At 52.2% G+C, this 26,046-nt stretch carries 19 protein-coding genes; 15 read left to right on the forward strand and 4 right to left on the reverse strand.

The window, feature by feature from the left end:
- Positions 1-49: 49 nt before the first annotated feature.
- The 11 genes from L6472_RS05730 (at position 50) to L6472_RS05780 (ending at position 16,469) form a co-directional block, all read left to right on the forward strand.
- Positions 50-961, forward strand: coding sequence for a zinc ribbon domain-containing protein (locus tag L6472_RS05730; RefSeq protein WP_237807709.1), 912 nt, complete (start codon positions 50-52; stop codon positions 959-961).
- Positions 958-4,074: a protein kinase family protein gene (locus L6472_RS05735; RefSeq protein ID WP_237807710.1), complete on the forward strand. Its 3,117-nt coding sequence runs from the start codon at positions 958-960 to the stop codon at positions 4,072-4,074. Before L6472_RS05730 ends, L6472_RS05735 begins: the two co-directional genes overlap by 4 nt.
- 33 nt (positions 4,075-4,107) lie before the next feature.
- Positions 4,108-7,422 (forward strand): AAA family ATPase, encoded by a 3,315-nt coding sequence (locus L6472_RS05740; protein WP_237807711.1) that lies wholly within the window; start codon positions 4,108-4,110, stop codon positions 7,420-7,422.
- Positions 7,419-8,021 (forward strand): FHA domain-containing protein, encoded by a 603-nt coding sequence (locus tag L6472_RS05745; RefSeq protein WP_237807712.1) that lies wholly within the window; start codon positions 7,419-7,421, stop codon positions 8,019-8,021. The genes L6472_RS05740 and L6472_RS05745 overlap by 4 nt, the downstream gene beginning before the upstream one ends.
- Before the next feature lie 16 nt (positions 8,022-8,037).
- Positions 8,038-8,778 carry a PP2C family serine/threonine-protein phosphatase gene (locus L6472_RS05750; protein ID WP_237807713.1) on the forward strand — a complete coding sequence of 247 codons (741 nt, stop codon included), beginning with the start codon at positions 8,038-8,040 and terminating at the stop codon, positions 8,776-8,778.
- A 15-nt stretch (positions 8,779-8,793) separates the two neighbouring features.
- Positions 8,794-9,711, forward strand: coding sequence for a homoserine O-succinyltransferase (gene metA, locus L6472_RS05755; protein WP_237807714.1), 918 nt, complete (start codon positions 8,794-8,796; stop codon positions 9,709-9,711).
- Positions 9,711-11,570, forward strand: coding sequence for a U32 family peptidase (locus L6472_RS05760; protein WP_237807716.1), 1,860 nt, complete (start codon positions 9,711-9,713; stop codon positions 11,568-11,570). Before metA ends, L6472_RS05760 begins: the two co-directional genes overlap by 1 nt.
- A gap of 31 nt (positions 11,571-11,601) precedes the next feature.
- Positions 11,602-12,546 carry a zinc ribbon domain-containing protein gene (locus L6472_RS05765; protein ID WP_237807717.1) on the forward strand — a complete coding sequence of 315 codons (945 nt, stop codon included), beginning with the start codon at positions 11,602-11,604 and terminating at the stop codon, positions 12,544-12,546.
- A 94-nt stretch (positions 12,547-12,640) separates the two neighbouring features.
- Entirely contained in the window at positions 12,641-15,007 is a 2,367-nt protein-coding gene (locus tag L6472_RS05770) for a TonB-dependent receptor (protein ID WP_237807718.1), read from the forward strand.
- 172 nt (positions 15,008-15,179) lie between these two features.
- Positions 15,180-15,545 (forward strand): hypothetical protein, encoded by a 366-nt coding sequence (locus L6472_RS05775; RefSeq protein WP_237807719.1) that lies wholly within the window; start codon positions 15,180-15,182, stop codon positions 15,543-15,545.
- 15 nt (positions 15,546-15,560) lie between these two features.
- A complete protein-coding gene (locus tag L6472_RS05780) occupies positions 15,561-16,469 on the forward strand; it encodes a putative 2-dehydropantoate 2-reductase (RefSeq protein WP_237807720.1) in 909 nt (302 codons plus the stop codon).
- 81 nt (positions 16,470-16,550) lie between these two features.
- On the opposite strand, the gene L6472_RS05785 is transcribed toward L6472_RS05780, so the two are convergent.
- A complete protein-coding gene (locus tag L6472_RS05785; RefSeq protein ID WP_237807721.1) occupies positions 16,551-16,955 on the reverse strand; it encodes a DUF3127 domain-containing protein in 405 nt (134 codons plus the stop codon).
- 181 nt (positions 16,956-17,136) lie between these two features.
- Here L6472_RS05785 and dnaN point away from each other — a divergent pair, with 181 nt between their 5' ends.
- The 4 genes from dnaN to L6472_RS05805 are packed head-to-tail and all read left to right on the forward strand — an operon-like array spanning position 17,137 to position 21,305.
- On the forward strand, positions 17,137-18,261 hold the full coding sequence (gene dnaN, locus L6472_RS05790) for a DNA polymerase III subunit beta (RefSeq protein WP_237807722.1): 1,125 nt from the start codon (positions 17,137-17,139) through the stop codon (positions 18,259-18,261).
- A gap of 14 nt (positions 18,262-18,275) precedes the next feature.
- Positions 18,276-19,136 carry a 3'-5' exonuclease gene (locus L6472_RS05795; RefSeq protein WP_237807723.1) on the forward strand — a complete coding sequence of 287 codons (861 nt, stop codon included), beginning with the start codon at positions 18,276-18,278 and terminating at the stop codon, positions 19,134-19,136.
- 10 nt (positions 19,137-19,146) lie between these two features.
- The gene (gene coaBC / locus L6472_RS05800) at positions 19,147-20,361 is read left to right on the forward strand and encodes a bifunctional phosphopantothenoylcysteine decarboxylase/phosphopantothenate--cysteine ligase CoaBC (RefSeq protein WP_237807725.1); all 1,215 of its coding nucleotides are present in this window, start codon (positions 19,147-19,149) and stop codon (positions 20,359-20,361) included.
- A 14-nt stretch (positions 20,362-20,375) separates the two neighbouring features.
- Positions 20,376-21,305, forward strand: coding sequence for a DUF4835 family protein (locus tag L6472_RS05805; RefSeq protein ID WP_237807727.1), 930 nt, complete (start codon positions 20,376-20,378; stop codon positions 21,303-21,305).
- Positions 21,306-21,471: 166 nt separating this feature from the next.
- Here L6472_RS05805 and galE read toward each other — a convergent pair whose 3' ends face one another.
- The 3 genes from galE to L6472_RS05820 form a co-directional block, all read right to left on the reverse strand.
- Positions 21,472-22,512: a UDP-glucose 4-epimerase GalE gene (gene galE, locus L6472_RS05810; protein ID WP_237807728.1), complete on the reverse strand. Its 1,041-nt coding sequence runs from the start codon at positions 22,510-22,512 to the stop codon at positions 21,472-21,474.
- A 123-nt stretch (positions 22,513-22,635) separates the two neighbouring features.
- The gene (locus L6472_RS05815) at positions 22,636-24,567 is read right to left on the reverse strand and encodes a cache domain-containing protein (RefSeq protein ID WP_237807729.1); all 1,932 of its coding nucleotides are present in this window, start codon (positions 24,565-24,567) and stop codon (positions 22,636-22,638) included.
- Positions 24,560-25,912 (reverse strand): HAMP domain-containing protein, encoded by a 1,353-nt coding sequence (locus L6472_RS05820; protein ID WP_237807730.1) that lies wholly within the window; start codon positions 25,910-25,912, stop codon positions 24,560-24,562. Before L6472_RS05820 ends, L6472_RS05815 begins: the two co-directional genes overlap by 8 nt.
- Positions 25,913-26,046 lie beyond the last annotated feature (134 nt).

Consider the following 26,046-nt stretch of genomic DNA (forward strand, 5'->3'; position numbering starts at 1 on the left):
AAAATTTACTAATTATCTTTGCAAAAGATTTTAGCTAAAATAAAAAACCATGATTACAAACGAACAGACGCAAGGCGGTGAAAGGCTGATGCGTGAACAATCTATAAATCAGGAGACGTCTGGAGGTAGGCTGATGCAGCAGAATGCCTTGGCGGGCGTGCCCTGTCCGAAATGCGGAACCATTAACGACCCCGATGCCATGTATTGCGCTTCGTGTGGTGCACTGATGCGCATGGACATCTGTCCAAACTGTGGCACCCAGATTGATCCCGAAGCAGACTATTGCGAGGCTTGTCACCATTATATCCGAACCGATGTGTGCTCGTTCTGCGGTGCACATCTGTCCGATTATGAAGGATATTGCCCAGAGTGTGGTTCACCCAGAGGTGGCATTGTGTGTCCTACCTGTCATACGATGAACGACTTCGCTTTCTGTAAGCAGTGCGGAATGCCGCTCACAGAAGAGGCCCGTCAGTTGGTGGCACAGTTGAAGACCATACCTGAGTATAAGGAACTTTTATCGCTGGCTCGTGAGTATAGCGAACTGGAGATGAGGCTACCCTACAACACCGAGCGCGATGCAATACGCGACAAGGAGTGTCAGGACCTGCGCGACAGGATACTGCGACTGCTGGCACAAGACGATGGCATACAAAACCCAGTGATACCCGAGCCAAAGAACCAACGCGTGAGCAAAGAAGAGCTGAACGCCATGAAGCGCCGCAAACTGGAACAGATCGCCGAGATACTCGACCAGATGGCCATCCCACCACAGTCGTCGCCCGCCAAGGTGCGCAACTTTGCTATGGCTCAGAAACCAACGGGTGTGCGACTGGCCTGGCGCTGCAACTATAAGAATGCGATGCACTCCAGTCCTTGCGGATGCGCAAAGCCCCAGATGGGTGGCAAGTGGATTGTCTTGGGACACAATTCTAAGCAGGAAATCAAAGACGACAAATGATGACAGACAACCAGTGGGACAAAACGACCCGAATGCCCGATAATGCAGCTAGTGCTGGCAATGATGCTGGCAATGCTGATGACCGAACTTTAAAGGCACCGTCTAACGTGATGCAGGCAGCTCAGGTTAATGATGATGCCGACTATGAGAGCACCCGACGCTCGGACATGTCGTTTGCTGCTCAGGAAGGCGAAGAGACACTTGCTGGACATGTGTTCATGCTGAAAGGCGAGGCCTATACTGAGGTCAAGTGTTTGAGCGACAACTCTGGCGAGGCTCAGGTGTTCCTGGTAGAAAAGGATGGCAAAGAGTTTGTGCTGAAGGTCTATTATCCCAATTTCGACGTAAATAAAAAGTTGCTGCAGACCATCCGCTCTTTCCACTTCGAGATGATTGTGCGCCTCTTCGACTATGGCAAGACTTATGTGGAAGGCAAGAACCGTAACTACGAACTGATGGAGTATCTGCGTGGCGGTACGCTGAAAGACTTGCGCGTAGAGGGCAACTTCAACCGCTTCCGCCGCTTGGTGCTGCAGGCAGCAGGTGCACTGGCCTACTGTCATAAGAACAATATCCTGCACAAAGATATTAAACCTACCAACTTCTTCTTCCGTGACGAGTCTCAGCAGGAGCTGGTGCTGGGCGACTTTGGTATCTCGTCGCTGCAGACCAACGGCAGCAATACGTTCCGCACCACACAGGCACGTACGCCCATTTATGCAGCCCCCGAGATGTACACCGACGTGATTGACGGTGAGGTCGAGATTACACCTGCCGCCGACTTCTATTCGTTGGGCATGACACTCTTTGCCACATGGCTCGGCGAGAACCCTATGAGTGCCAACGAGCGCCTGATGATGCGCCAGAAGAACGAAGGACGTCTGCCGCGTATGGACGAACTGCCCGACCAGGTGAAGAAACTGATTCAGGGGCTGACGTCTGTCAACAAGATGACGCGTTGGGGCTACGACGAAGTGGAGCGATGGTTCTTAGGCGAAGATGTGGCAGTCGATATATCTTCTCCCTTCTTGCGCTACAAGAGCTTTATCGTAGATCCCGACCGCAACCTGGTGGCTGAGAACGTGCACGAACTGGTGCCAATGTTGCTCGAGAATGAACAGCTGGGCAAGAACTATCTCTATAACGGACGTATTGTGCAGTGGCTCGAGGCTTGTGGCAACACCAAGCTATCGGCTGTCGTCAACGAGATTGTCACTCAGCGTTATCCCACCGACCAGCGTGCCGGACTCTATGCCTCGGCCTACACGATGGACTCTTCGCAACCTTATCGCGACATCAAGGGCATGGCATGCGAGGATGTGCATGGCCTGGCTCTGTCACTATTGTCACACCGCGAGGAGTATTCGCTGATACTGAAGAATGCCAACGACCCCGTGTTCATCTGGTTGGAGACTCATACTAAGAGTAATGTGGACCGCTTGCGTTCTTATTTCAATGAAGAGTGCGAGCCACGCATCTCCCTGATGCGACTCGTTCTGGAGATAGATCCCGATATCCCATTCCTGACACACAGGTCAACACTGACCATTCAGGATATTGTGGAATACTTTGGAAATGCCGAACCCACCGAAGACGAGTGGCATTCGCTGTGTGACGGTCGCTTGCTGTCGTGGCTCTATGTGCATGAAGACATGGTGAAGTGTGACAACGTCATCAAGTTGACCGAGGGAAAGGAGTTCTCCATCGACTTGGCCTATAAGGTGCTTTACACTGCCGACCGTACTGCGGCCTTCGACCTGCGCGATGCACAGACACCGCAGGCCGTTGGCGATATCCTTGCCAACCAGCTGAAACAGATGGAGCACACGGCTGCCGACGAGCTGGCCCAACAGATGTCTGCCTTTGCCGATGCCGAGAGCGGACGCTTCTATTTCTTTGCAGAGCTTCATGGATGGTTTGACCTGCTCAACGAGGCTAAGCGTTGCTTCGACATGAACTCTGAGGAAAACCGCGAACGCTTGGGAGCCTACGATTTGCGCACAGCGCTCTATCGCTTCTGTCGCTCGTTGGGTGTCATACCTACCTATCTGCTGCCCAACGGCACATTGCTGACCGATGGAAAACAGTTGGATGCCAACCAGGTGCCGCAGATGCGCTCCGAGATACGCAATGGTGCCCTGTCTCAGTGGCTGTCGGTGTTCTATCACGAAGATCCCACGCGCGACTTCCAGGAGGAATATAGCTACGAGCGCGAACTTGAAGCCTGGCTGATGGCCATCGGAAGCATTGACCCCCAGCAGTTCCACTATCGCCGTTTCACCAAAGCTCGCGAAGATACTAAGACTCGCATAGCCGAGGTGCGTCGCGAGTGGCGAGGTGCACTGTCGCGCGAGAAGACCTTCATGGCCATCTATTATGTGGCTTGCTTCCTATGGGTTGTTTTGGTGCTGTTTGTGGGATTCTCGAACAAGGACTATGTGATGGCGCATCCCTATGTGACGATCGGTCTGCCCGTTGGCGGTATGACGGCCATTATCGTGGCCACGCGTTCCTATTTTAATGGATATGGTTCGACGATAGCTGCCCTATGGGGTATCTTGGGCGCCATGACTGTCCTTATACCTATATTCAGTCTCAAGTTTGTTTACACCTCATTCCCTCAGTTCTTCACGGTGGCAGTTTTGCTGCTGACGGCAATTTATATGTTGGTGTGTCATTACACCGACTTCCGCAAGGAGCAACAGACCGATGCTAAGTTTGTGAACGACGTGCTGAAGCATGAAGACCTGAAGTCGGTGCTGATAGACCCCCTATACTATACGTTCAAGACCCGCTCTCATCGTTACAAGGGTTCAAAGTTTGGTTTGTTGGACAATGTGGCTGACCAGGTTCACTCTCTGTCGGGCGAGACCGTGCTGCACTACATCCAGTGGGCCATCATGATACTTCTGCTCGTGGGCGAGTTTGTGTTGTATAGTCCCTCGCTGATGAACATGAAGAATCCCGACCTTGGTAAGGGTTATATCAGTAATTTTGAAAATGTTGTAGGCACGGGCAACTTTGAACAATCGCTGACACCCGAGGGCCAACAGCAGGAAGGGGAGGGCGCTGAGACCAATGAACCAACAGAAAACGAAGGAAACCATCAATAACGAACCATTAAATAGCTAAGGAAACGAATAACTATGAAGTGCGAACATTGTCAGACCGATAATAGAAGCAGCGCCAAGTACTGTAAGCGCTGCGGACAGCCGCTTGTGGTGCAGAATGCGCTCGACAAGCTGGTAGGACTTGACGAGGTGAAAGCTCAGCTGAAGACGATTGTTGACACTTACTCTTTCTTGCGTACGCGCAAAGATATTGCAGGGGTGCGCCTGTCTGTCAATGCTATTATCATCGGCGAAACCGGCACGGGCAAGACCATGCTGGCCAGTACCATTTGTGACTACTTCTGCCAGCATAAGATCATACAGTCACCAAAACTGACAATGGTAGATGCTGTCGATTTCCAGCGTTTTGTGGACCATTGGGATGAGAACATTCAAAAGGCACAGGGTGGTATTCTGTTCTTCGATAACGTGCAGAAATTGTTGCCCGACAAATATTCAAACCAAGTGAACCCGCTCGACAAACTGTTTGTCGAGATGGACCATTGGAACGATGATCCCATTGTGATGATGGCTGGTCTGCCCAAGGGGCTGGACGACTTCTTGGAGAGCAACCCTGCCGTGAAGAACCGCTTCAAATACACGTTCAGACTGCCAACACCAGGCTATCAGGACTTGTGCGAGATTGCCCGTCAGGAGCTGCGCGTGAAGTATGGTATCGGTGTGTTCTCGGTCGAGGCCGAGAAGCAACTCACTCGTTTTTTTAAATATCAGATTAAGATTAAGGATGACACCTTCGGCAATGCGCATGTAGCCATGAAGACGGCCGAAGACATCTTCACATCGTTTATCAGTCGCGGTGCACAGGCTGCCTGCGTTGATCGCGATGATATCAAGGGCTACGTGCCCGAAGACCGTTCGCTGGAAGACATCCTGCACGACATGGATTCGTTTATCGGCATGGACGAGGTGAAACAGACCGTCAGAGAGATAGCCTATTCCGTACAGAACAATATGCAGCGCGTGGAGCGTGGTATAGGACTGCAAGACAAGATGTCGATGCACATCGTGCTGACGGGCAACCCCGGTACGGGAAAGACAACCATCGCCCGCAAGTTGGGCGAGATATTGGCCTCTATCGGCTATCTCGACTCGGGGCATGTGGTCGAGGTGGACCGTTCGAAGATGGTGTCGCAGTATCAGGGCGAGACGCCAAAGGTGGTCAACCAGCTCTGCGACAAAGCCATGGGAGGCATTCTGTTTGTGGACGAGGCCTACACGCTGGCACCAGTGAGTCAGTCGGGCGAGCGCGATAATCAGGGCGCGCAGGCATTAGAGACACTGATGAAGCGCATGGAGGACGACCGCGGCAAGTTTGTGGTCATCGCTGCCGGCTATCGCACGGAGATGGAAAACCTGTTCCGCGTGAACCCCGGTTTGCGCAGCCGCTTCACCTACTTCCTCAACATTGAGGACTATACCCCCGAGGAGCTGTTCAGCATCCTGTCTGTCTTTGCTCACGACAAGCAGTACATCTTTAATACTGAGGCCGAGGAGCTGACTCGCAAGGTCATCACCGACATGTATCAGCAGCGCGACAAGGACTTTGCCAATGGTCGCACGATGCGCTCGCTCTTCGATCAGATATGTAAGCGTCAGGCCAAGCGACTGCAGACGGGCGACATCATCACCATGACAAACGAAGAACTGATCACCATCTGTAAGGAGGATATCCCATACGAGGCACCTAAGGAGGTTGACTACACTGAGTGCCTGAAGAAGTTCGATGGCATGGTAGGTCTTGACGCCGTCAAGCAGGAGATTGCCAACCTGGCCTCCTACTTGAACCTGCAGGTGAAGCGTGGCGAAGCCAACACCTTCCAAGGCAAACACTATGTCTTCACGGGTAATCCTGGCACGGGCAAGACCACGGTGGCTCGCATCATGGCCGATGTGTTCCGTTCGCTGGGCATTCTCACCCGCGGACAGTTGGTTGAGGCCGACCGCTCGAAGTTGGTGGCTGGCTATAGTGGTCAGACGGCCATCAAGACCAATCAGTTAATCGATTCGGCCATCGGCGGTGTGCTGTTCATTGATGAGGCCTATACGCTGAAGTCGTCAGACGGCGACTCATTCGGTTCAGAGGCTATCGACACCCTGCTGAAGCGACTGGAGGACGATCGCGGCAAGTTTATATGTATCGTGGCTGGCTATACCGACCAGATGCACGACTTTATTGATTCCAACCCCGGTCTGAAGAGCCGCTTCACACAGACCATACACTTCGATGACTATAAGCCCGAGGAACTGACACAGATATTTGCACATCTGGCCGCCGAGAAACAGTTCACCATCGATGACGAGACGCAGGGAGCCATTCAGCGCATGTTCGAACAGCTATACTTGCGACGCGACAAGAACTTTGGCAATGCCCGTGAGGCACGCCGCCTGTTCAACGAGGCCGTGGAGAAACAGAGTCAGCGATTGGTGCAGCAGATGAACTTGCCAGGATTCCAAGAGGCAGACATGTTCAAGTTGACCATTGCCGATCTGCCGATGACGCAGAGTCGCGCAGCCCGTCCACTCGACGAGCTGCTCAACGAGTTGGACATGTTTATCGGTATGCGTTCGGTTAAGGACAACATCCGTCGACTGGCCGTGCAGAGCATGTTCGTGAAACAGCGTGCCGCCATGGGGGCTGGTAAGGTGCAGCAGATGGCTATGAACTTCGTGCTGACGGGTAACCCCGGTACGGGTAAGACCTCGATAGCCCGTAAGATGGGTGAGATACTGCAGGCCATGGACATCCTCAGCACCTCGAATGTGGTTGAGGCCAGTCGTGCTACGCTGGTGGGCAAGTACATGGGCGAGACCCCCAAGATTGTCAATGCCATGTGCGACAAGGCCATGGGCGGTATCCTCTTCATCGACGAGGCCTACACGCTGAGCGACCAAAACGATCAGTATGGCAAAGAGGCCATTGACACGCTGATGAAGCGCATGGAGGACGACCGTGGCAAGTTTGTGGTCATCGCCGCTGGTTATAAGAACAAGATGGATGAGTTCCTGATGATGAACGCTGGACTGGCCAGCCGTTTCACGCATCGTCTGCACATCGATGACTATACGAACGACGAGCTGCTTGAAATCTTCAAGAAGATGGCCGAGAAAGACCAGTACATTCTGTCGCCGGCAGCCGAGTTTAAAGCGCTGGACCTCATCAGTCGCATGGTGATGTCGAAAGACGAGACCTTTGGCAATGCACGCGAGATGCGCAATCTGCTCGACGAAACCATCCAACAGTTGTCTATGCGCGTTTCGCAGCTGCCGCCTGAGCAAATCTCAAAGGAAACATATCAGTTAATTTTACCTGAAGATATTAAAGAAAGATGATTATTTGCCCAAATTGCAAAGAAGAAATAGACGACGACTCACACTACTGTGACCAGTGTGGACAGCCTTTAGCTTACTGCGAGCGTTGCGGCAGAGTGGGGATGGGACGCCGTTGTACGGCCTGTGGCGGACTGATGATTTCTGCCGACGAGTATCAGCGCCGTATAGCGAATAACGGTATCTTCACGTCGTCAACCTCTATCAGCTACATGTCGATGTCGATACCGTCTAACAATGGCATTGGAGCACGTCCGTATGCTTCGCCTCCAGCAGGCATGTCGGCACACCCTGTGGCTGGCATACCTCAGATGGTGCTCTTCAATGATTCGCTGAACATACGTATCATTGCAGAGGATGGGGCCATCATAGGTCGTCGAGAGGGGCCCTATTCACAGCTTTTGAAGCAACAAAAGTATGTGTCGGGCATTCATGCACAGTTGCGCTACAAGGCGGGCATGGGATGGTGTGTGGCCGACCGCAACTCTTCTAACGGAACAAAGTTGAACGACCATCAGCTTCAGCCCGATGTCGAAATGTCTTTGAAGAACGATGACATCCTGACCATTGCGAATGTGAACTTACGAGTAAAAATTTATTAATTATAAAAACACGACCATGAGACATTTGTTTATTACAGCTGCCAGTCATACAGGCTGTGTCAGAAACAAGAATGAGGATATGGTTCTTGTTGGCGATTGGTGTTCGCGCAATGCCAAAGTGAGAAAAGTAATCAGCCTCGACACGACAGATCGTTACCTATGTTCTGTCGCCGACGGAATGGGTGGTTATAGTGGTGGCGATATCGCAAGCAATGAGGTTCTGAAGAACCTGCAGTTCTTTTTTAGCGATATTCCTACGGGACTTAATGATGACGAGTTGCGTAAGCTCTTCGACAATTGGTTGAGCAGTGTCTCCATCGTTGTCAGTTCGATGGGCCTTTCCAACAAGGAGTGTGCCGACATGGGCACCACGCTGGTGGCTTTTGCCTACTATCAAGGTCAGTATTATTGGATCAACTGTGGCGACAGCCGTCTCTATCTGCTCCACGATGGACATCTGAAGCAGCTGACCACAGACCACACGCTCGACTCTGCTCAGCACTCGGGCTATGTGACCAACTGCATTGGTGGCGGCAATAAGCACAGCTACATCGACATGGCCAACTTTACAGAGCTTTTTCACGATGGTGACACCCTGCTGCTTTGCAGCGATGGACTCTCTGAGATGGTCAACGAAGAGAGCATTACCCAGTTGCTCATGGACGGCTTCGATGCCGATGCACTTTGCATGGCAGCCGAAGATGCCGGCGGTATAGACAATGTCTCGGCCGTTGTCATCAGAACACAAGATTTATAATAGTAAGTATAAACTATGCCTCTTAAATTACCAGATAGACTTCCTGCTATAGACCTACTTAAGCAGGAGAATATTTTTGTGATGGATAATTCGAGGGCACATGCACAGGACATCCGTCCGTTGCGCATTGTCATACTGAACTTGATGCCCTTGAAAATAACGACAGAGACCGACTTGATTCGTTTGCTGTCAAACACTCCCTTGCAGATTGAAGTCAACTTTATGAAGCTGCGCAGTCATACGCCTAAGAACACCCCCATTGAACACATGATGATGTTCTATCGCGACTTCGAACTGCTGCGCCACGAGAAGTTTGATGGCATGATCATCACCGGTGCGCCGGTAGAGGGCATGCCCTTCGAGGAAGTGGGCTACTGGGACGAAATCACCGACATCTTCAATTGGGCGCGCACGCACGTGACGAGTACCTTATATATCTGTTGGGCAGCTCAGGCAGGTCTTTACCACTACTATGGCGTGCCAAAGTATTCGTTGCCCAAAAAGATGTTTGGCATCTTCGAACAGCACATCCTGGCACCTTATCTGCCCATCTTCCGCGGTTTCGACGATGTGTTCATGATGCCTCACAGTCGCCACACCGAAGTTCTTCAGTCTGACATTCAGCAACACCAGGAACTGCAAGTGGTGGCCACGTCGGAAGACAGTGGCGTCAGCATTGTCATGGCGCGTAATGGCCGCGAGTTCTTCATCACAGGTCACATGGAATATGCACCCGAAACGCTCGACAACGAGTACAAGCGTGATCTGGGTGTGCGAGATGATGTGGATATGCCTCGCAACTATTATCGCCACAACGATCCCTCACAGGCTCCTTTGGTGACTTGGCGCGCACATGCCAATCTGTTTTATAACAACTGGATCAATTACTACGTCTATCAGGAGACGCCCTACGATATCAATCAGATTAAATAATGAGAGCGCTCGAACTATTGGCTCCAGCCAAGAATCTGGAATACGGAAAAGCCGCCATCGACCATGGCGCCGATGCCGTGTATATCGGAGCTAACCGTTTTGGTGCGCGTGTGGCTGCCGGCAATAGTGTGGAAGACATTGCCGAGCTTTGTCGTTATGCCCACTTGTTTGGTGCCAAGGTCTATGTCACGGTCAACACTATCGTTTACGACCAGGAGCTCGACGACACCCGCCGTTTGCTCCATGAGCTTGAACATGCTCGCGTCGATGCCATCCTGGTGCAGGATATGGCAGTGCTTCAGATGATGCACGACGATGCTGTCAGGGTGGCGGTGCATGCCTCTACCCAGACCGACAACCGGACGGTGGAGAAAGTGCGCTGGCTCAGCAACCTGGGTTTCAGGCGTGTAGTGCTGGCACGCGAGTCATCGCTGCGCGACATTGAGAACATCCATCAGGCTCTGCCCGACACCGAACTGGAGGTATTCGTCCATGGTGCCCTGTGCGTCAGCTTCTCGGGGTTGTGCTATGCATCGCAATACTGCTTTGACCGCAGTGCCAATCGTGGTGCTTGTGCACAGTTCTGCCGCATGAAGTTCGACTTGATCGATGCCAATGGGGTGGAGTGGGAGCACCAGCGCCACCTGCTGTCGTTGAAAGACATGAACCAGCTGACCAACCTCGAGGCGCTGGCCGATGCCGGTGCCACGTCGTTCAAGATCGAAGGCCGGCTGAAAGATCTGTCATATGTTAAGAATGTGACGGCGGCTTATAGCGAGGCGCTCAACCAACTGGTGGCGCACCATCCCGACCGTTATCAGCGCGCCTCAAAGGGACGTTGCTCCTATACCTTCCGTCCCGACTTGAACCGCACGTTCAATCGTGGCTACACCACCTATTTTCTCGGCGACAAACGTCAGCCAGTGTGGTCGCCCAATACACCTAAAGCACTGGGTGAATATGTGGGAAAGGTGAAGGAACTGCGCGGCGGCTCGTTCAATGTGGCCAGCGTTGCTGCCTTTGCCAATGGCGACGGTCTCTGTTTTCTCAATGACCAACGCGAACTCGAAGGCTTTCGCGTGAACCGTGCTGAGGGCAACCGCCTGTTTCCGCTCAAGATGCCGCGTGGTTTGAAACCCGGTGTCGGGCTCTATCGCAGCAACGACCAGCAGATGGAACGCCTGTTGGCTAAGCCCAGTGCTGAGCGTAAGATTCCTGTGGTCATGCAGCTACAGGCTGTTGATGGTGGCTTCTCACTGACGGTTGCCGAAGTGGTGACAGGCAAGGAGGGTGACTTCTCATGGACTGCCGACAAAGTGACGGCTACAATCAAAGCCGAACATCAAGAGGCACAAAAGCCACAGCGTGATAACATCGTCCGACAATTGGAGAAGTTGGGAGGCACACCCTACGAGTGTGTCGAAGTGATGCTGGCAGACGACTTCAACTATTTCATTCCCAGCAGCCTGTTGGCCGACCTGCGTCGTCAGTCGGTAGCACTGCTCCAGCAGCAGAGTGAGCGCACAGGAAGCGCTGCCCCGCTGGCTCCGCTGCCCGTACAGACACCACCGTCCTACGAGCGCAGCTACTGCTATAATGTGTCCAACACCATGGCGCGATCGTTCTACGAGCAGCGTGGCGTCAAGCCTGAGCCCGCCTTCGAGGTCCGTCAGCCTGCCGATGCCCAGTTGATGCAGTGTCGTCATTGCATCCGTTTCTCGATGGGCTACTGCGTCAAGCATGGCGGTGTGCGTCCTGAGTGGCGCGAGCCCCTCAGACTTCGCTTGGCCGATGGTCGCAAGTTCCGGTTGGAGTTCGATTGTAAACAGTGTCAAATGAATGTGTATGCCGATGCGTAAAGTTGTTTTTTTTCTGCTTGCTCTATCACTGATGGTCGCTAGTTGCTATCGTCAGGAGGTAGAAACCCCCGATGCCTGGGAGCTGACTGACGATCAGTTGGATTCCATATCCTTCTACACCACGCATCACTACACGCGCAACTACAACTTCTTTGTGAAGGCCGACTCCGTACTGCTCATCAATCAGCAACCATCTGAATATCTGAGTGGTATGCTGGTAGATACCTTTGCCGTGATGAGAGGCGACCGCCTGGTGGTGGCCGACATCATGACCATGCCTTCCGACACGATCGACTCGGTCTGGGTGCAGGTAGCACGCGACCAGCTGACCATGGGGTGGACCCATGAGAGCGAGTTGCTGAAGGGCGTTGAGCCCGACAACCCCATCTCGCAGTTCATCGACTCTTTCTCTGACACTCACCTGCTTATCTTCATGGCATTTCTCTCTTTGGTGACTGCCATGTTCATCATCCGCCACCTCTATCGCAAGCGGGCCCGTCTGGTGCACTTCAACGACATTGGCTCGTTCTATCCCACAGCCCTGGCATTGATGGTGGCCTCGTCGGCCGTGTTCTATAGCACCATACAGCTGGTTGACCCCGACTCGTGGCGTCACTACTACTATCATCCCACGCTCAACCCCTTTGCCGTGCCTCTTCACCTGGGACTTTTCCTGGCATCGGTGTGGGCAATGCTGCTTGTTGGGTTGGCTGCACTCGACGACATCCGCAGGCATCTGTCCACCTCTGAGGCCTTCTTCTACTGTCTCGGCCTGGCTGGTGTCTGTGCCATCGATTATGTGTTGTTCAGTATCTCCACCTTATATTATGTGGGTTATCCGCTGCTGGTGGCCTACTACATCTATGCCATCAGGGGCTACGTCCACACCAGCAGGGCCAAGTATTTCTGCGGCCGATGTGGTGCCGGACTGCAGGAGAAAGGCTTCTGTCCGCATTGTGGCGCACTGAACACTTGATAAAATCCATATAAATGAGGATTTCTGAATTGAAAAAATAGTAATACCTTTGCAGCCGTAAAATATTACCTATTCTTTTTTGTTATACATAAACATGATTAGATTGTTTTTATCAGGACTTGCCCTCGTGACTGTCGCAAATGTCATGGGCAACAATGTGATAACCACACCCGAGGAGATGAACGACACATCGCGTGTCGTTGATCTTGACGAGGTGGTTGTCGTGTCACAACCGAAAGATGTGTTCCGTCTGCGCCAGCAACCCACTCATAGCACGCTCTTCAGCGAGACAGAACTGAAGCACATCAACGCCACCGACCTGGCCAATCTCTCGGCCTACGTACCCTCGTTCACCATGCCTGTCTATGGCTCGCGCCTCACCTCGTCGGTCTATATGCGTGGCACGGGCTCACGCATGAACACGGCAGCACCTTCGGTACCCATCTACTATGATAACATCCCCTTGGTGTCCAAGTCGGCATTCAATACCCATTTCTATATGCTCGACCGCATTGATGTGCTCCATGGTCCTCAGGCCACACTCTATGGCATGAACTCTGAAGGCGGACTGGTGCGCATCTTCTCTAAGAACCCTATGAACTACCAGGGCACCGATGTCAATCTAGGACTGGCCTCTGGGCTGCAGCGCCGGGCAGAGGTGGCTCACTTTCAGCGTCCGTCAGAGTGTTTTGCCTACTCGGTGGCCATGTTCTACAGTGGTCAGGATGGCTTCTTTTATAACGATGCCCTGCACGAGCAAAACGATAAGATGAGCGAAGCCGGTGGGCGCTTGCGTCTGCTGTGGCATGCCACCAACCGCCTCAATTTCGACTTCACAGCTGACTATCAATTCTCTGATCAGAATGGCTTCCCCTATGGCAAGTATGACGATGGCGAGGTGCTGAACCCTGCCACTACGACGATGAACACCTATCGTCGCAATATGTTGAACACTGGTCTCACAGTGAACTACCATGCCAACAAGTTTCTGTTCACTGCTACCACCAGCTATCAGCACCTCTACGACAAGATGAACATGGACAACGACTACACACCAGCCGACCGCATCAGCATGTATCAGCATCAGCGTCAGAATGCATTCACCGAGGAACTCAGCCTGCACAGCAAGACCGACAGTCGATGGCAGTGGACACTGGGCGCCTTTGGCAGTTATCAGAACTTGCATACAGATGCGCCTGTGTTCTTTGGCTCTGACATGAAAAACTCGCTGGCGGCCATGTTGCAGAACATGCTTCAGGGCATCATGCCACCAACGGTGCCGCATTCGTTCACACGTATGGATATTCCTCACTTCTATGTGGCTGGCTATTTCAAGACGCCAAAGTATAATGTGGGCGTCTTCCACGAGTCCAATATCAAGCTCACCGACCGCCTCACAGCCACTTTGGGCCTGCGCTATGAGTATAGTAGGGTGAAACTCGACTACCAGGCTGCCGGACGACTGAACCTCGACTACGACCTCACCGTCTTCGGACGTTCCAATAACTACAGCCAGTGGCTCAATGACACCCTGAAGAGTACATCCGCCACCACCTCCAGTCAGCTGTTGCCCAAGGTGGGACTGACCTATGCCATCGATGCCAAAGGCAGCAATGTCTATGCCTTGTTCAGCAAGGGTTATCGCGATGGCGGCTACAACATACAGGGCTTCTCGTCGATTATCCAGCCCGAGATGATGCAGAACGGGCGCAACATTCGTCAGGGCGACTTCAATGTGCCTCACACCGATGCCGAGTATGACCTGATCAACAAGGCCGTGGCCTACGAGCCAGAGACGTCGTGGAACTACGAGGCAGGTGCTCACCTAAACCTCTTCGATGGTAAGTTGCATGCCGACATCACGGGCTACTTCATGCAGGTCAAGAATCTGCAGCTCACCAAGATGGAGGGCGCCTATGGCTTCGGTCGCATGGTGGTCAATGCAGGTAAAAGTCAGAACATCGGTGCCGAGCTGTCGCTGCGCGGCAGTGCTGTCGATGACCACCTTGCATGGGCGGCTTCCTACAGTTTTACACATGCCACATTCAGTGACTACACCGACCAGGTCACAGCTGCTGATGGCACTGTCAGCCTGCTCGACTACAAAGACAACAAGGTGCCCTATATCCCCGTGCACATGTTTGCAGCCATGGCCGACTATCGCTTCGACATTCTCAACGACGAAGTGCTGAGGTCTGTCACACTCGGTGTCAATGTGGCTGGTCAGGGCAAGACCTATTGGGACGATGCCAACACCACAGCACAGAAGTTGTATGCCACCCTGGGCGCTCATGTGGCTCTCGATATGGGCTGCGTCAACGTGAACTTTTGGGGGCGCAACATCACTGATACGCGCTACCTCACCTTCGTGAGTGACATCAGTCAGGACAATTCAGGCAATTTCTACGGACAGCGCGGCCTGCCGTTTCAGTTGGGCATAGATGTCAGCTTGAGGTTCTAGGACAAGAAAAAAGAGACTTATTAATTTGCATATTCAGATGTAAATGCGTATTTTTGCACTCAGAAATACGCATTTACTTTTTTGTAGAGCGTATGCCCGTGCAAAGGCCAAATGAGCATTGCTGAGCAAAAGAGAGTATTATTATCATAACTATTAACATTATAATTAAATTATGAAAAAGCTATTGATGTCTGTTCTGATGGCTGTGGCATGTACCGCAGTCCAAGCTCAAAACGTGGTTACTGTGAAAGATGCTTCAAATATGACTGCTAAAGAACTGAAGCAAGCAGCCAAGGAGCAAAAGAAGAAGGAAAATGCTATCAAGGCCGAAGCTAAGGCAAAGGTTGCCGTGCAGAAGGCGCAGAAGAAGTATGAGTCTGCACAGAAAGCCGCAGCGAAAGCTGCCAAGAAGGCTGAGCAGGCACAGAAGGCTGCCGAGAAGGCTAAAAACAAGGCCGAGAGTGCTCGCAAAGCCTACGAGAAGGCACAGGGTAAACATGCTGATGCTACCAAGGAGTTGGTAACACCTGAGGCATAGCTCTTATAGTATAATATGAAATATGCAATCATAGGAACTGGGGCCATTGGTGGTTACTATGGTGCCAAGTTGGCACATAGCGGACAAGACACCCACTTCCTGCTACATAGCGACTACCAGTTCGTTTGCCAGCATGGCTTGCAGGTTCATTCCTGCGATGGCTCGTTCCATCTGCCACGGGTGAATGTGTATCAGTGCACGGCAGACATGCCTCAGGTCGATGTGGTCATCGTGGGACTCAAGACCACCAATAACCACATGCTCGCTGAGCTGTTGCCACCGTTGCTCCACGAAAAGACGGTCGTCGTGCTCATCCAGAACGGTGTCGGCGTGGAACAAGATGTCGAACAAGCCCTTCCCGGCATTCAACTCGTGGCAGGCTTGGCGTTTATCTGTTCTGCCAAGACCGAACCGGGGGTGGTCAACCACCAGTGCTATGGGCAAATCAATTTCGGCAACTATTCTTGTCGCGACACCCAACTGTTCAATGCCTTGGTCGAAGATTTTCGTGCGGCAGGCATCACCGCAGGAGTGGTGGACTATGCCGAGGCCCGATGGCGCAAGGCTGTATGGAACATGCCGTTCAATGGTATGACGGTGGCACTCAACACGCAGACAGACTGTCTGTTGAAGAACGCCTCCACACGTGCCCTTATCCGTGACCTGATGATGGAGGTCATCAGTGTGCCCAAGGCGCTGGGCATCCATACCATTGGCGAAGATTTCGTCGAGAAAATGATTAGAATGACCGACGAAATGACGCCCTATTCGCCATCAATGAAGCTTGATTTCGACTTCCATCGCCCCATGGAAATCCAGTATCTCTACACGCGCCCCATCCAGATTGCCCACGAGGCGGGTGTCCGACTGCCAAAGTTGGAAATGCTCGAGGCAGAACTGCGTTTCATCGACTCAATACGATAGAACTCGATTCATCATACAATAAAAGGAAGAACCACTGCGGTTCTTCCTTTTATTGATTTTCAATATCAACGTTGCTCTCCATCAGAAGGGCAGATCGTCTGCTGTACCTTCGCCTGTAGGCTCTTGTGCAGGAGGGAATGGAGCTGTGGCTGCCGAGTTGGCTGCAGGCGCAGCCTGAGGAGCAAATGGGGTGGCAGCAGGTATCTGACCGCCGACACCGCGCATCACGTTGTATGCACGTATCTCGTTAAACCATCGGCCGTTATACTCATGTGCATCAATATCAAACTGCACGGTAATCTCCTCGCCGGCCTGAATGTTAAACTGCTTGATGCGATCCTCGCCAAACACGCGGAACATCATCTTGCGTGGGTACTGTCCGGGAACTTCAATGACGTACTCCTGACTCATCCATGAGTTACCTGTGCGAGCAGAAACGCCACTATTTGCCTGAAGGATGGCGATCACTTTTCCTGTTAAATCCATTTTCTATTGTTGATTATTTTAATTGATTATAATTTTATTTGCTTATTTTGCCAAATCGCATGCGAAATTACTAAAAAAGATTGAAAACACGCAATTAATTCCCAATTATTTTGCTACTGACTAACTTTTTTTGTATTTTTGTAGTCCAAAACTGTAAACATCAAACATTATTATTTATAGTATGAGATTTACCATATCAAGTACAGCATTGAGCAGCCGACTGGTGGCTCTTTCAAGAGTAATCAATAGTAAAAACTCATTGCCTATCCTAGGCGATTTCCTCTTCGAGATTGTCGAGGGAAAACTGAACCTCACAGCATCAGATAGCGAGGTGATGATGAAGACCAGTCTCGACCTGGTTGAGACCGATGGTGACGGTCGCTTCTGCGTGGGCAACCACGACCTGCTTGAGGCCGTCAAGGGTATCTCTGAGCAACCCATCACTTTCGATGTTAACCAAACCGAGAAGCTGGCTAAGATAAGCTATCAGAACGGCATATTCTCACTGCCCGTCGAGGATGCCGACGAGTTCCCACAGGCACAAGAGGTAGGCGACAGCGCCACCACCATCACTATACCCACATCTCTGTTGGCCGAAAATATCAACCGCTCAATCTTCGCTACAGCCCAGGACGAGCTGCGCCCCGTGATGAACGGCATCTACTTCGACCTCACACCCGACTGTTTGGCAGTGGTTGCCAGCGATGGCCACAAGTTGGTACGCAACAAAATTCTGACTATCAGCAGCGACCAGCCCGCGTCTTTCATACTGCCAAAGAAGCCCGCTTCGCTCTTGAAGAACGTGCTGGGCAAGCAGGGTGGCGACGTGGTCATCCGCTTCGACGAGCGCAATGCAGAGATTAACTTTGAAGAGGGCGTTATCCTGTGCCGTCTCATTGAGGGTCGTTATCCCAACTACAATTCTGTCATCCCTCAGAGCAACCCCAACCAGCTCACCATCGACCGTCTGGGATTGCTGGCTGCTCTGCGCCGCGTGCAGCCCTTCTCTAACGAGTCAAGCAATCTCATCCGCTTCCATGTGGAGAATGGTGTGCTGCAGCTCGATGCCGAGGACTACGACTTCTCTAAGACTGCCACAGAGAAGATGTCGTGCGACTACAATGGCATGGCCATGAGCATCGGCTTCAAGGGCTCTTCGTTCATCGAGATTCTGAACAACTTCGACTGCGAACAGGTCATCATTCAGTTGGCTGACCCCAGCCGCGCTGGTTTGGTCATTCCTTCTGAACAGCCCGAGAATCAGGATGTACTGATGCTCATGATGCCCATGCTGATTAACGATTGATACAGAATTCTTTTATGAAACTGAACTTAAATAAACCACTGGTCGTCTTCGATTTGGAGACGACCGGTCTTGATTTAGTCAAGGACCGCATCATCCAAATCTCTTTTATCAAGGTGATGCCCAATGGCGAAGAGGAACGTGGCGACTATCTGATCAACCCCGAGTGCCACATTCTGCCTGTCATTACCGAACTGACTGGCATCTCCGACGATGACGTGAAAGACAAACCCACCTTCAAGCAGGTGGCCAAGACACTGAGCGACAAGTTCGTGGGATGCGACTTTGCTGGTTTCAATTCTAATCATTTCGATATTCCTCTGTTGGCTGAGGAGTTTCTGCGTGCTGGCATTGACTTCGACTTCTCTAAGTGTCGTCTCATCGATGCTTGCAACATCTTCAAGAAGTTGGAGCGCCGCAACCTCGCCTCTGCCTATAAGTTCTATTGCGGTCACCGCATGGAAGACGACTTTGAGGCGCATCGTGCCGACCAAGACACCGAGGCCACCTATCGCGTGTTGATGGGACAGCTCGACTACTATACCGAAGAGAAGCAGCGTCAGTTGGGCGAAGACCCTGAGGGACGCGTGCTTACCAACGATATGGACTGTCTGGCAGCATTCTCAAAGACAAACAATAATGTCGATTTCGCTGGTCGTATCGTCTGGGCCGAGGCTAAGGATAGTCATGGCAATACGATCTATGACAAGGACGGCAACCCTGTGCTTGTGGAGTGCTTCAACTTCGGTAAGTACAAAGGACGCACCGTTGTTGATGTGCTGCAACACGATCCCGGCTACTACTCTTGGATCATGGGCGGCGACTTCACCTATAACACCAAACAGGTACTCACGCGCATACGTATGCGTGAAATTTAATTCATCGTACATGTTACAAGGAAAGAAAATCGTATTGGGCATCACGGGCTCTATTGCAGCCTATAAGTCGTGTCTCATCATCCGCGAACTGGTGAAGCGGGGTGCTGAGGTTCAGGTGGTTATCACACCTGCCGGCAAGGAGTTCATCACGCCCATCACACTGTCGGCACTGACCCAGAAACCTGTGGTCAGCGAGTTCTTCTCTCAGCGCGACGGCACGTGGAACTCGCATGTCAAACTGGGACTGTGGGCCGACGCCATGCTCATTGCACCCTGCACCGCTTCTACGCTGGGCAAGATGGCTCACGGTGTGGCCGACAATATGCTGATCACGACCTATCTGTCCATGAAGGCGCCTGTGTTCGTAGCACCGGCCATGGACCTCGACATGTATGCCCATCCCACCACACAGCAGAACATGCAAATGCTCAAGGGCTTCGGCAATCACATCATTGAGCCCCAGAGTGGTTTCCTGGCTTCCGGACTTGAAGGTAAGGGGCGCATGGAGGAGCCAGAAAAGATCGTGGCCTACTTGGAGCGCTACTTTGCGGGAGCATCCGCAACTGCTGACGCTGCCGACCTGACAGGTCAGAAGATACTCATCACGGCGGGTCCTACCTACGAGAAGATTGACCCAGTGCGTTTCATCGGCAACTACTCCAGTGGCAAGATGGGCTATGCCCTGGCCGAAGAGTGTGCCCGTCGTGGTGCCAAGGTGACCCTCGTGTCGGGCCCCGTGTCTATCAAGGCATCCCATCCCCGCATTCAGGTGGTGTCGGTAGAGAGTTGTGTTGAGATGTTCGAGGCTGCCACAGCAGTCTTCCCTTCGTGTCAGGCAGCCATCCTTTGTGCTGCCGTTGCCGACTTCCGTCCGGCTGAGGTGGCTGCGCAGAAAATCAAGCGGGTGGGGCAGACCATGGACATTCATCTGGTGCCCAACCCCGACATCGCTGCCCATCTGGGGCAGATGAAGCAGCCAGGTCAGGTGCTTGTGGGCTTTGCTCTCGAGACTAACGACGAGCAGCAGAATGCCCATCATAAGCTGGAGAAGAAGAACCTGGACTTCATTGTTCTCAACTCGCTGCGCAACGCTGGCACCTGTTTTCAGAGCGACGACAACCAGATCAGCATCATCTCTCGCACGGGTCAGCACGACTACGAGCGCAAACCCAAACAGGCCGTTGCTCACGATATCATCGATGAGCTCAGCCGACGCATTCACTAATCCCTATTTGGTCTATGAAGTGCTCACTCATACAGTCCTTACGGCGCCTTTCTGCCGTAGCCATCACCTCGCTGTTGCTCATCGTGCCGTCTTCGGCACAGGAGTTGCAGGTGCGTATCAATATCAACTCGCAGCAGGTGCAGGGCACCGATAAGTCGGTGTTCGACAACTTGAAGCAGACGATGGAGCAGTTTATGAATGAGCATCAGTGGACCGACCTGCAGTTTCAGGAGAACGAGCGCATCGACTGTACGTTCAATATCACCGTCACCAAGTATGATGCCGCCGACAACCGCTTCACGTGTACGGCTATGATACAGGCCAACCGACCGGTGTATAACTCCGCCTACACCACCACGCTCTATAACAACCGCGACAAGAATTTCGACTTCGACTTTGCACAGTTCGACCAGTTGAACTTCAACGAGGAGGTCATCGACAACCAGCTGGTGGCGCTCATGGGCTATTATGCCTTCCTGATCATCGGCATCGACCTCGACAGTTTCTCGCCCATGGGTGGCACCGATGTGCTGCAGCGCTGTATGAATCTGGTCAACAATGCCCAGAATCTGGGCTTTGCCGGCTGGAAGTCGTTCGAAGACTCGCGCAATCGTTTTGCCATCGTCAACGACTATCTGGACGAGGCGCTCAAGCCTTTCCGCCAACTGCAGTACGACTACTACCGCACGGGCCTCGACGAGATGGCATCCAATGTGGAGCGTGGCCGTGGCAATGTCACCACGGCACTTGAGCGTGGACTGAAGAAGGCTCACGACAATAAGCCCCTCAGTCTGTTGCCTCAGATATGGACCGACTACAAGAAAGACGAGTTGGCCAATATCTATAAAGGCAAGGGCACTCAGAAGGAGAAAGAGACTGTCTATGATATCCTTTTCGGTATCAACGCCTCGCAGAATAATTCTTGGGAGAAAATCAAGCAGTAATTCAATTATCCTCCATTATCTTTGTTTTTCTCTGACGGCGACCATCATCGGTGCGCCCTCATCATGTGATTTCATCAGACTCATGAAAAATGGGTCTCGATTCTCATCGGGACCCATCACAACACAAACACAAAATCAGTGTCTTTTATATAGACGACTGTTTCTTTTATTGAATGCCGTCTTCGCGCAGCTTCTTCTGCCAGCGCCAAGCGGTCTTCAGAACCTCTTCTGTTGGGGTGTCGGCTTTCCAGCCCAGCACCTTGTTGGCCTTATCCACATTGCCCCACACTTTCTCGATATCGCCTTCGCGACGTGGTGCGTAGGTCCAGTTCAGCTTCACGCCAGTGGCTTTCTCGAAGCCCTGCACCACCTCCAGTGTAGAGAGGCCCTTGCCGGTACCGATGTTGAACACCTCTACGGCGTCGGTCTCGGGCTTGTCCAGCACGCGCTCCATGGCCTTCACGTGAGCCTTTGCCAAGTCAACCACGTAGATGTAGTCGCGGATGCAGGTGCCGTCGGGGGTGTTGTAGTCGTTGCCGAAGATTTTCAGTTGCTCGCGGATGCCGATGGCAGTCTGCGTGACAAAGGGAATCAGGTTCATGGGCACGCCGTTGGGCAGTTCGCCGATCAAGGCCGATGGGTGGGCACCGATGGGGTTGAAGTAGCGCAGGATGATGCTCTTGATGGGTGCGCCACTGTGGATGTAGTCTTGTATGATCTCCTCGTTGATCTGCTTGGTGTTCCCATAGGGTGACAGCGCCTTCTGGATGGGGGCGTTCTCTGTCACGGGCAGGTTGTCTTCCGATGGTTGTCCGTAAACGGTGCAAGATGATGAGAAGATGATGCCCTTCACGTTGTATTTTGGCATCAGCTCCAGCAGGTTAATCAGACTGGTCAGGTTGTTACGATAGTAGAGCAATGGCTTCTCTACGCTCTCGCCCACAGCTTTTGAGGCTGCAAAGTGAATGATTCCCTCGATGTTGGGGTATTTCTTGAACACGCCTTCCAGCGCCTCCATATCACAGCAGTCCACCTTTTCGAAGGCAGGGCGTTTGCCAGTGATTTTCTCAATGCCGTCAACGACATTGGCATTTGAATTAGACAGGTTGTCGATGATTACTACTTCGTAGCCTGCTTCCTGCAGTTCTACGGTGGTGTGGCTACCGATGAATCCGGTGCCTCCAGTAACGAGGATGGTCTGTTTCATGAATATTTCTAAACTAAGCGTTTTTTATGATGTTTAGTGCAAAGGTACAAAAACTTTTGGTTACCACCAAATTTTTTGATAAGGAATCATGCGTAACCGACGGTACTCTCGATTGGCTTTGGGTCATTCTCCCCCTATTGGCACCTCGATGACGAAACGGCAACCTTCGGTGTAGGTGGTGTCCAGTGTCAGGTCGCCGCCCAGGTTCTGCGCATGCCGCTTGGACAGGGGTAATCCCAGTCCTAAGCCCTCAGACAACACGTCCACCTTGGTGAAGAACTTAAATAGCTGTTCACGAGTCTCCTCGCTGATGCCCTTGCCCGTGTCTTCTACCGTAAATGTCACGGTGGTGTCAGTCTTGTCGATGATTAGCTTGATGTGCTGACCGTCAGAGTATTTGGCTGAGTTGTAGATGATTTCGCGCAAAGTCCGCATCAGGTACAGATGGTTGGTGCGTATGCTCATGTTCTGTGGCACGTTCATCTCTATGTCGATATGCACTTCTGGGAACGAGCGTACGATATACTTGATTGTTTCCTGTGCCAGTGTGTAGCAGTTCACGGTCTCATGATGGGCCGTGGTCATCCGTTCTTGCGTCATGCCCGTGTCCGAACTGTCGTAGAGCATCAGCACCATGCGGTAGAGCATCACAGCGTTGTGGAACATGGTGTCGATGATGCTCTTTGTGTCTTCGTCAGACAAATCGTCGTTCAGGGGACTGTCGGTCGTATTGATGGTTGTGTCGCTCAGCACCTGTATGAAGCCCACGATGATGTTCAGTGGCGTTCTTATCTGGTGTGTCACGTTCTGTATGAATATTGTCTTTTGCCTTTCTGCCTCCAGTGCCTGTTCTATTGCTTTGGTCAGTTCTTCGTTGCGCTGATAAGTTTGCTCAATGGTGTATTGCTCGATGCCCATGTGGATGTTCATTGACTGCACCATAGTCGCAACACTGTTTTGCAGTTGTCCTATCACGTCTGTTGACTGGCTCTTCGACACAAACACCTCCATGTTGCCGTCGGCAATGCTCTGTGTCTTCTCCAGCAGCGCATGCAGCGGTTTCATGGCAGCAGCAGCCGTCTTGTAGCTCAGTATCAGGATGAAGATCAGTCCGATGATGGTCAGCGTCAGCACGATGGCAGTCAACTGATGATAGCCCGCCAGTATGTCGTTGTCGGGGCACACGATAGCCAGGCTCCATGGCGTGCCAGGCACGGGGCGGTAACACACCAGACAGCGTTGACCATCGATGGTCACGTTCATGTTGCCCTCCTTGCCTTGGGTCATGTTGTAGGCCAGTGCGATGATGTCAGCATGTTGCTCTTTGTCGGTATTCTCAAAGATGGTGTGATGGAACAGCAGCGACGTGTTGGGGTGCACGAAGTAGCGTCCGTCTTCGTCGAGCATCATCACATACGAGTTGGGGTAGGGCTTCTCTTTCTGCATCATCATCGACAGACGCAACAGAGACAGGTCGCTCGACAGTATGCCCCACATGGTGCTGTCGTTATCGTAGAGTGGCACACCGTAGGAGGCAATCATGCCATCCAGTGCAAGTCCCAGAGTGTCGGCCTCGTCCGAGTAGGCCACCCAGCAGGGGCCTGTCATTTTGGGCATGTCGTACCACTTCTTCTTGTGGTAGTCGTAGTCCTCTTCATAAATCGACTGCACGGTGTCGTTTTCCCGGATGGTGTAAACCGACATGTATTTACCAAATTCGTTGTATTCAAATGGTTCGGCACTGATCGAGCATCCATCGACGGTGGGGTTCAGCATCACCACGCGGTTGGTGATGGCCAGCAGCGTGTCGGTGTTCATGTGTCTTTTCACCATCCACTCGTAGGCATGTGTGGCAGTCTCGATGGTCATCAGGTGGTGTTCCAGGTTTTGCACCGTTGCCGCCAGAATGCTGTTGGCACGCCCCATGGCCTCATTGCGTATCATGGTGTGCGACTTGGCAAACAGCAGTCCCAGTGCTGTCAGGAAGATGGGCACGCCCAGCAGCAGTAGCGTGATGCAGAGCTTGGCCGAGAACGATTTTCGCAGTTTAGTCATCGCAGGCCTCCTTTCTCAAGTCGTTGTCCGATATGTTTAGCATGTCGTTCAGCAACAGGGTGATGGTGCGGCTGTTGCGCTCTATGTTGTCGGCCATTTCATCAATGTTGATGGTAGTTCTTTTCTGCCTGAAGTCGGCCAGGTCCTTCATGTCGTTGAAGATAGCGTGAGCCGGCGGTATCATCTGGTTGGTCATGTTGTGCATGAAGTCCGTCATGGTCTTGTTGGCATTCTTGGCGCGTTCATAGGCAGCACTTAGTTGTTCGCCGTGCTGTCTATAGTTGTTGGTCAGCTGTTCCACCTCTTCGGCATGCTTGGCCAGTCTTTGCTGCATCTTTTGGAAGTTGGCTTGCAGCTGCCCAATCTCGTCGTGGTGACGGCTGTCGGGGATGGGCTCGTTGTATTGTCCCTTGGCCAGACTCTTGGCTCGCTCTGTCAGCATCCGCAGTGGCTTCAACTGGCGGCGAATGATGGTATAGTAGGAGGCAAACATCAGCAACAGTCCGGCAATGGCGACGACAGATGTCCAAAGTCTCAGCGTGTCGTAGTCGCCGTAGATATCAGTTCTGGGGTACACGATGCCAGCGCTCCAGTTCATGTCGTCGTTGTAGTATTCAGTAGTGTTTCTGCGTTCAAACGGCTTGTAGAACACGAAGTATTTGTTGCCGTCAACGCTGAAGGGCATGTAGCCGCTTTCGCCTGCCACCATCTTCTGTGCCGCCTTGCAGATGTTTTTGTCTTCTGCTTGGTCGTAGAAGTCAAACACCGTCTCGTTGTTCAGTCGGCTCTTGTCGTGGTGCACAATCAGCGACCCGTCGCTGTCCAGCAGCACACAGTACGAGTGTTCCGACGGCTTGGCGGCCAGTACAATCTGCGACAGCATGTTGAGCGAGATATCTACCGTGATCACGCCGTGGCGGTCTGTCATGGGCATGACATAGGTGGTCACGGGTTCCTGCTTTTTGCCCTCTTTCAGACTGCGGTTTTTCCATGTTGGCAGTCCCGACTTCATGACAGTTGCCAGCCAGGCTTGCGACAGGTAGTCTTCGTCGAAGGCGATGGTGCAACCTGTCACGTAGGGGTTGGCATCCATGATTTGCCGCCTGCATTCGCTCACTGTCTCGGGCTTGTTCAAGTAGGGTTGCAGGTTCATATAGATGTTGCCGGTGGTCTGTTCCACGGTCAGCATCATGTTGTCAATATTTGCGATGGTGGCATCCAATGTCTGAAAGGCTTTCTGTACGGTGTCGTGGTTCACCTCTCTCTTGGTGTAATTGAGTATCAATATGAGAGTAGCCATGAGCAGTACGCCCATAGATAACACGCTAATAAGACTTATCTTCAACGATAAGTTTTTTTTCACAAGGTTAGTAATTCTCTGCATATTTCCTTGGCAAATATACGAAGAATTTATTTTCTGACCAAATAAAAATGCGTTTTTTTATCTTCCAAGATGTTGCGGTACCAACATCGGGATGG

The sequence above is a fragment of the Prevotella sp. E13-17 genome, assembly GCF_022024035.1.
GTDB lineage: Bacteria > Bacteroidota > Bacteroidia > Bacteroidales > Bacteroidaceae > Prevotella.

What these genes read in the sequence shown, in the direction of transcription:
- L6472_RS05730 (WP_237807709.1), top strand. Translation starts at nt 50, where the DNA reads ATGATTACAAACGAACAGACGCAAGGCGGTGAAAGGCTGATGCGTGAA.
- L6472_RS05735 (WP_237807710.1), top strand. Translation starts at nt 958, where the DNA reads ATGATGACAGACAACCAGTGGGACAAAACGACCCGAATGCCCGATAAT.
- L6472_RS05740 (WP_237807711.1), top strand. Translation starts at nt 4,108, where the DNA reads ATGAAGTGCGAACATTGTCAGACCGATAATAGAAGCAGCGCCAAGTAC.
- L6472_RS05745 (WP_237807712.1), top strand. Translation starts at nt 7,419, where the DNA reads ATGATTATTTGCCCAAATTGCAAAGAAGAAATAGACGACGACTCACAC.
- L6472_RS05750 (WP_237807713.1), top strand. Translation starts at nt 8,038, where the DNA reads ATGAGACATTTGTTTATTACAGCTGCCAGTCATACAGGCTGTGTCAGA.
- metA (WP_237807714.1), top strand. Translation starts at nt 8,794, where the DNA reads ATGCCTCTTAAATTACCAGATAGACTTCCTGCTATAGACCTACTTAAG.
- L6472_RS05760 (WP_237807716.1), top strand. Translation starts at nt 9,711, where the DNA reads ATGAGAGCGCTCGAACTATTGGCTCCAGCCAAGAATCTGGAATACGGA.
- L6472_RS05765 (WP_237807717.1), top strand. Translation starts at nt 11,602, where the DNA reads ATGGTCGCTAGTTGCTATCGTCAGGAGGTAGAAACCCCCGATGCCTGG.
- L6472_RS05770 (WP_237807718.1), top strand. Translation starts at nt 12,641, where the DNA reads ATGATTAGATTGTTTTTATCAGGACTTGCCCTCGTGACTGTCGCAAAT.
- L6472_RS05775 (WP_237807719.1), top strand. Translation starts at nt 15,180, where the DNA reads ATGAAAAAGCTATTGATGTCTGTTCTGATGGCTGTGGCATGTACCGCA.
- L6472_RS05780 (WP_237807720.1), top strand. Translation starts at nt 15,561, where the DNA reads ATGAAATATGCAATCATAGGAACTGGGGCCATTGGTGGTTACTATGGT.
- L6472_RS05785 (WP_237807721.1), bottom strand. Translation starts at nt 16,955, where the DNA reads ATGGATTTAACAGGAAAAGTGATCGCCATCCTTCAGGCAAATAGTGGC.
- dnaN (WP_237807722.1), top strand. Translation starts at nt 17,137, where the DNA reads ATGAGATTTACCATATCAAGTACAGCATTGAGCAGCCGACTGGTGGCT.
- L6472_RS05795 (WP_237807723.1), top strand. Translation starts at nt 18,276, where the DNA reads ATGAAACTGAACTTAAATAAACCACTGGTCGTCTTCGATTTGGAGACG.
- coaBC (WP_237807725.1), top strand. Translation starts at nt 19,147, where the DNA reads ATGTTACAAGGAAAGAAAATCGTATTGGGCATCACGGGCTCTATTGCA.
- L6472_RS05805 (WP_237807727.1), top strand. Translation starts at nt 20,376, where the DNA reads ATGAAGTGCTCACTCATACAGTCCTTACGGCGCCTTTCTGCCGTAGCC.
- galE (WP_237807728.1), bottom strand. Translation starts at nt 22,512, where the DNA reads ATGAAACAGACCATCCTCGTTACTGGAGGCACCGGATTCATCGGTAGC.
- L6472_RS05815 (WP_237807729.1), bottom strand. Translation starts at nt 24,567, where the DNA reads ATGACTAAACTGCGAAAATCGTTCTCGGCCAAGCTCTGCATCACGCTA.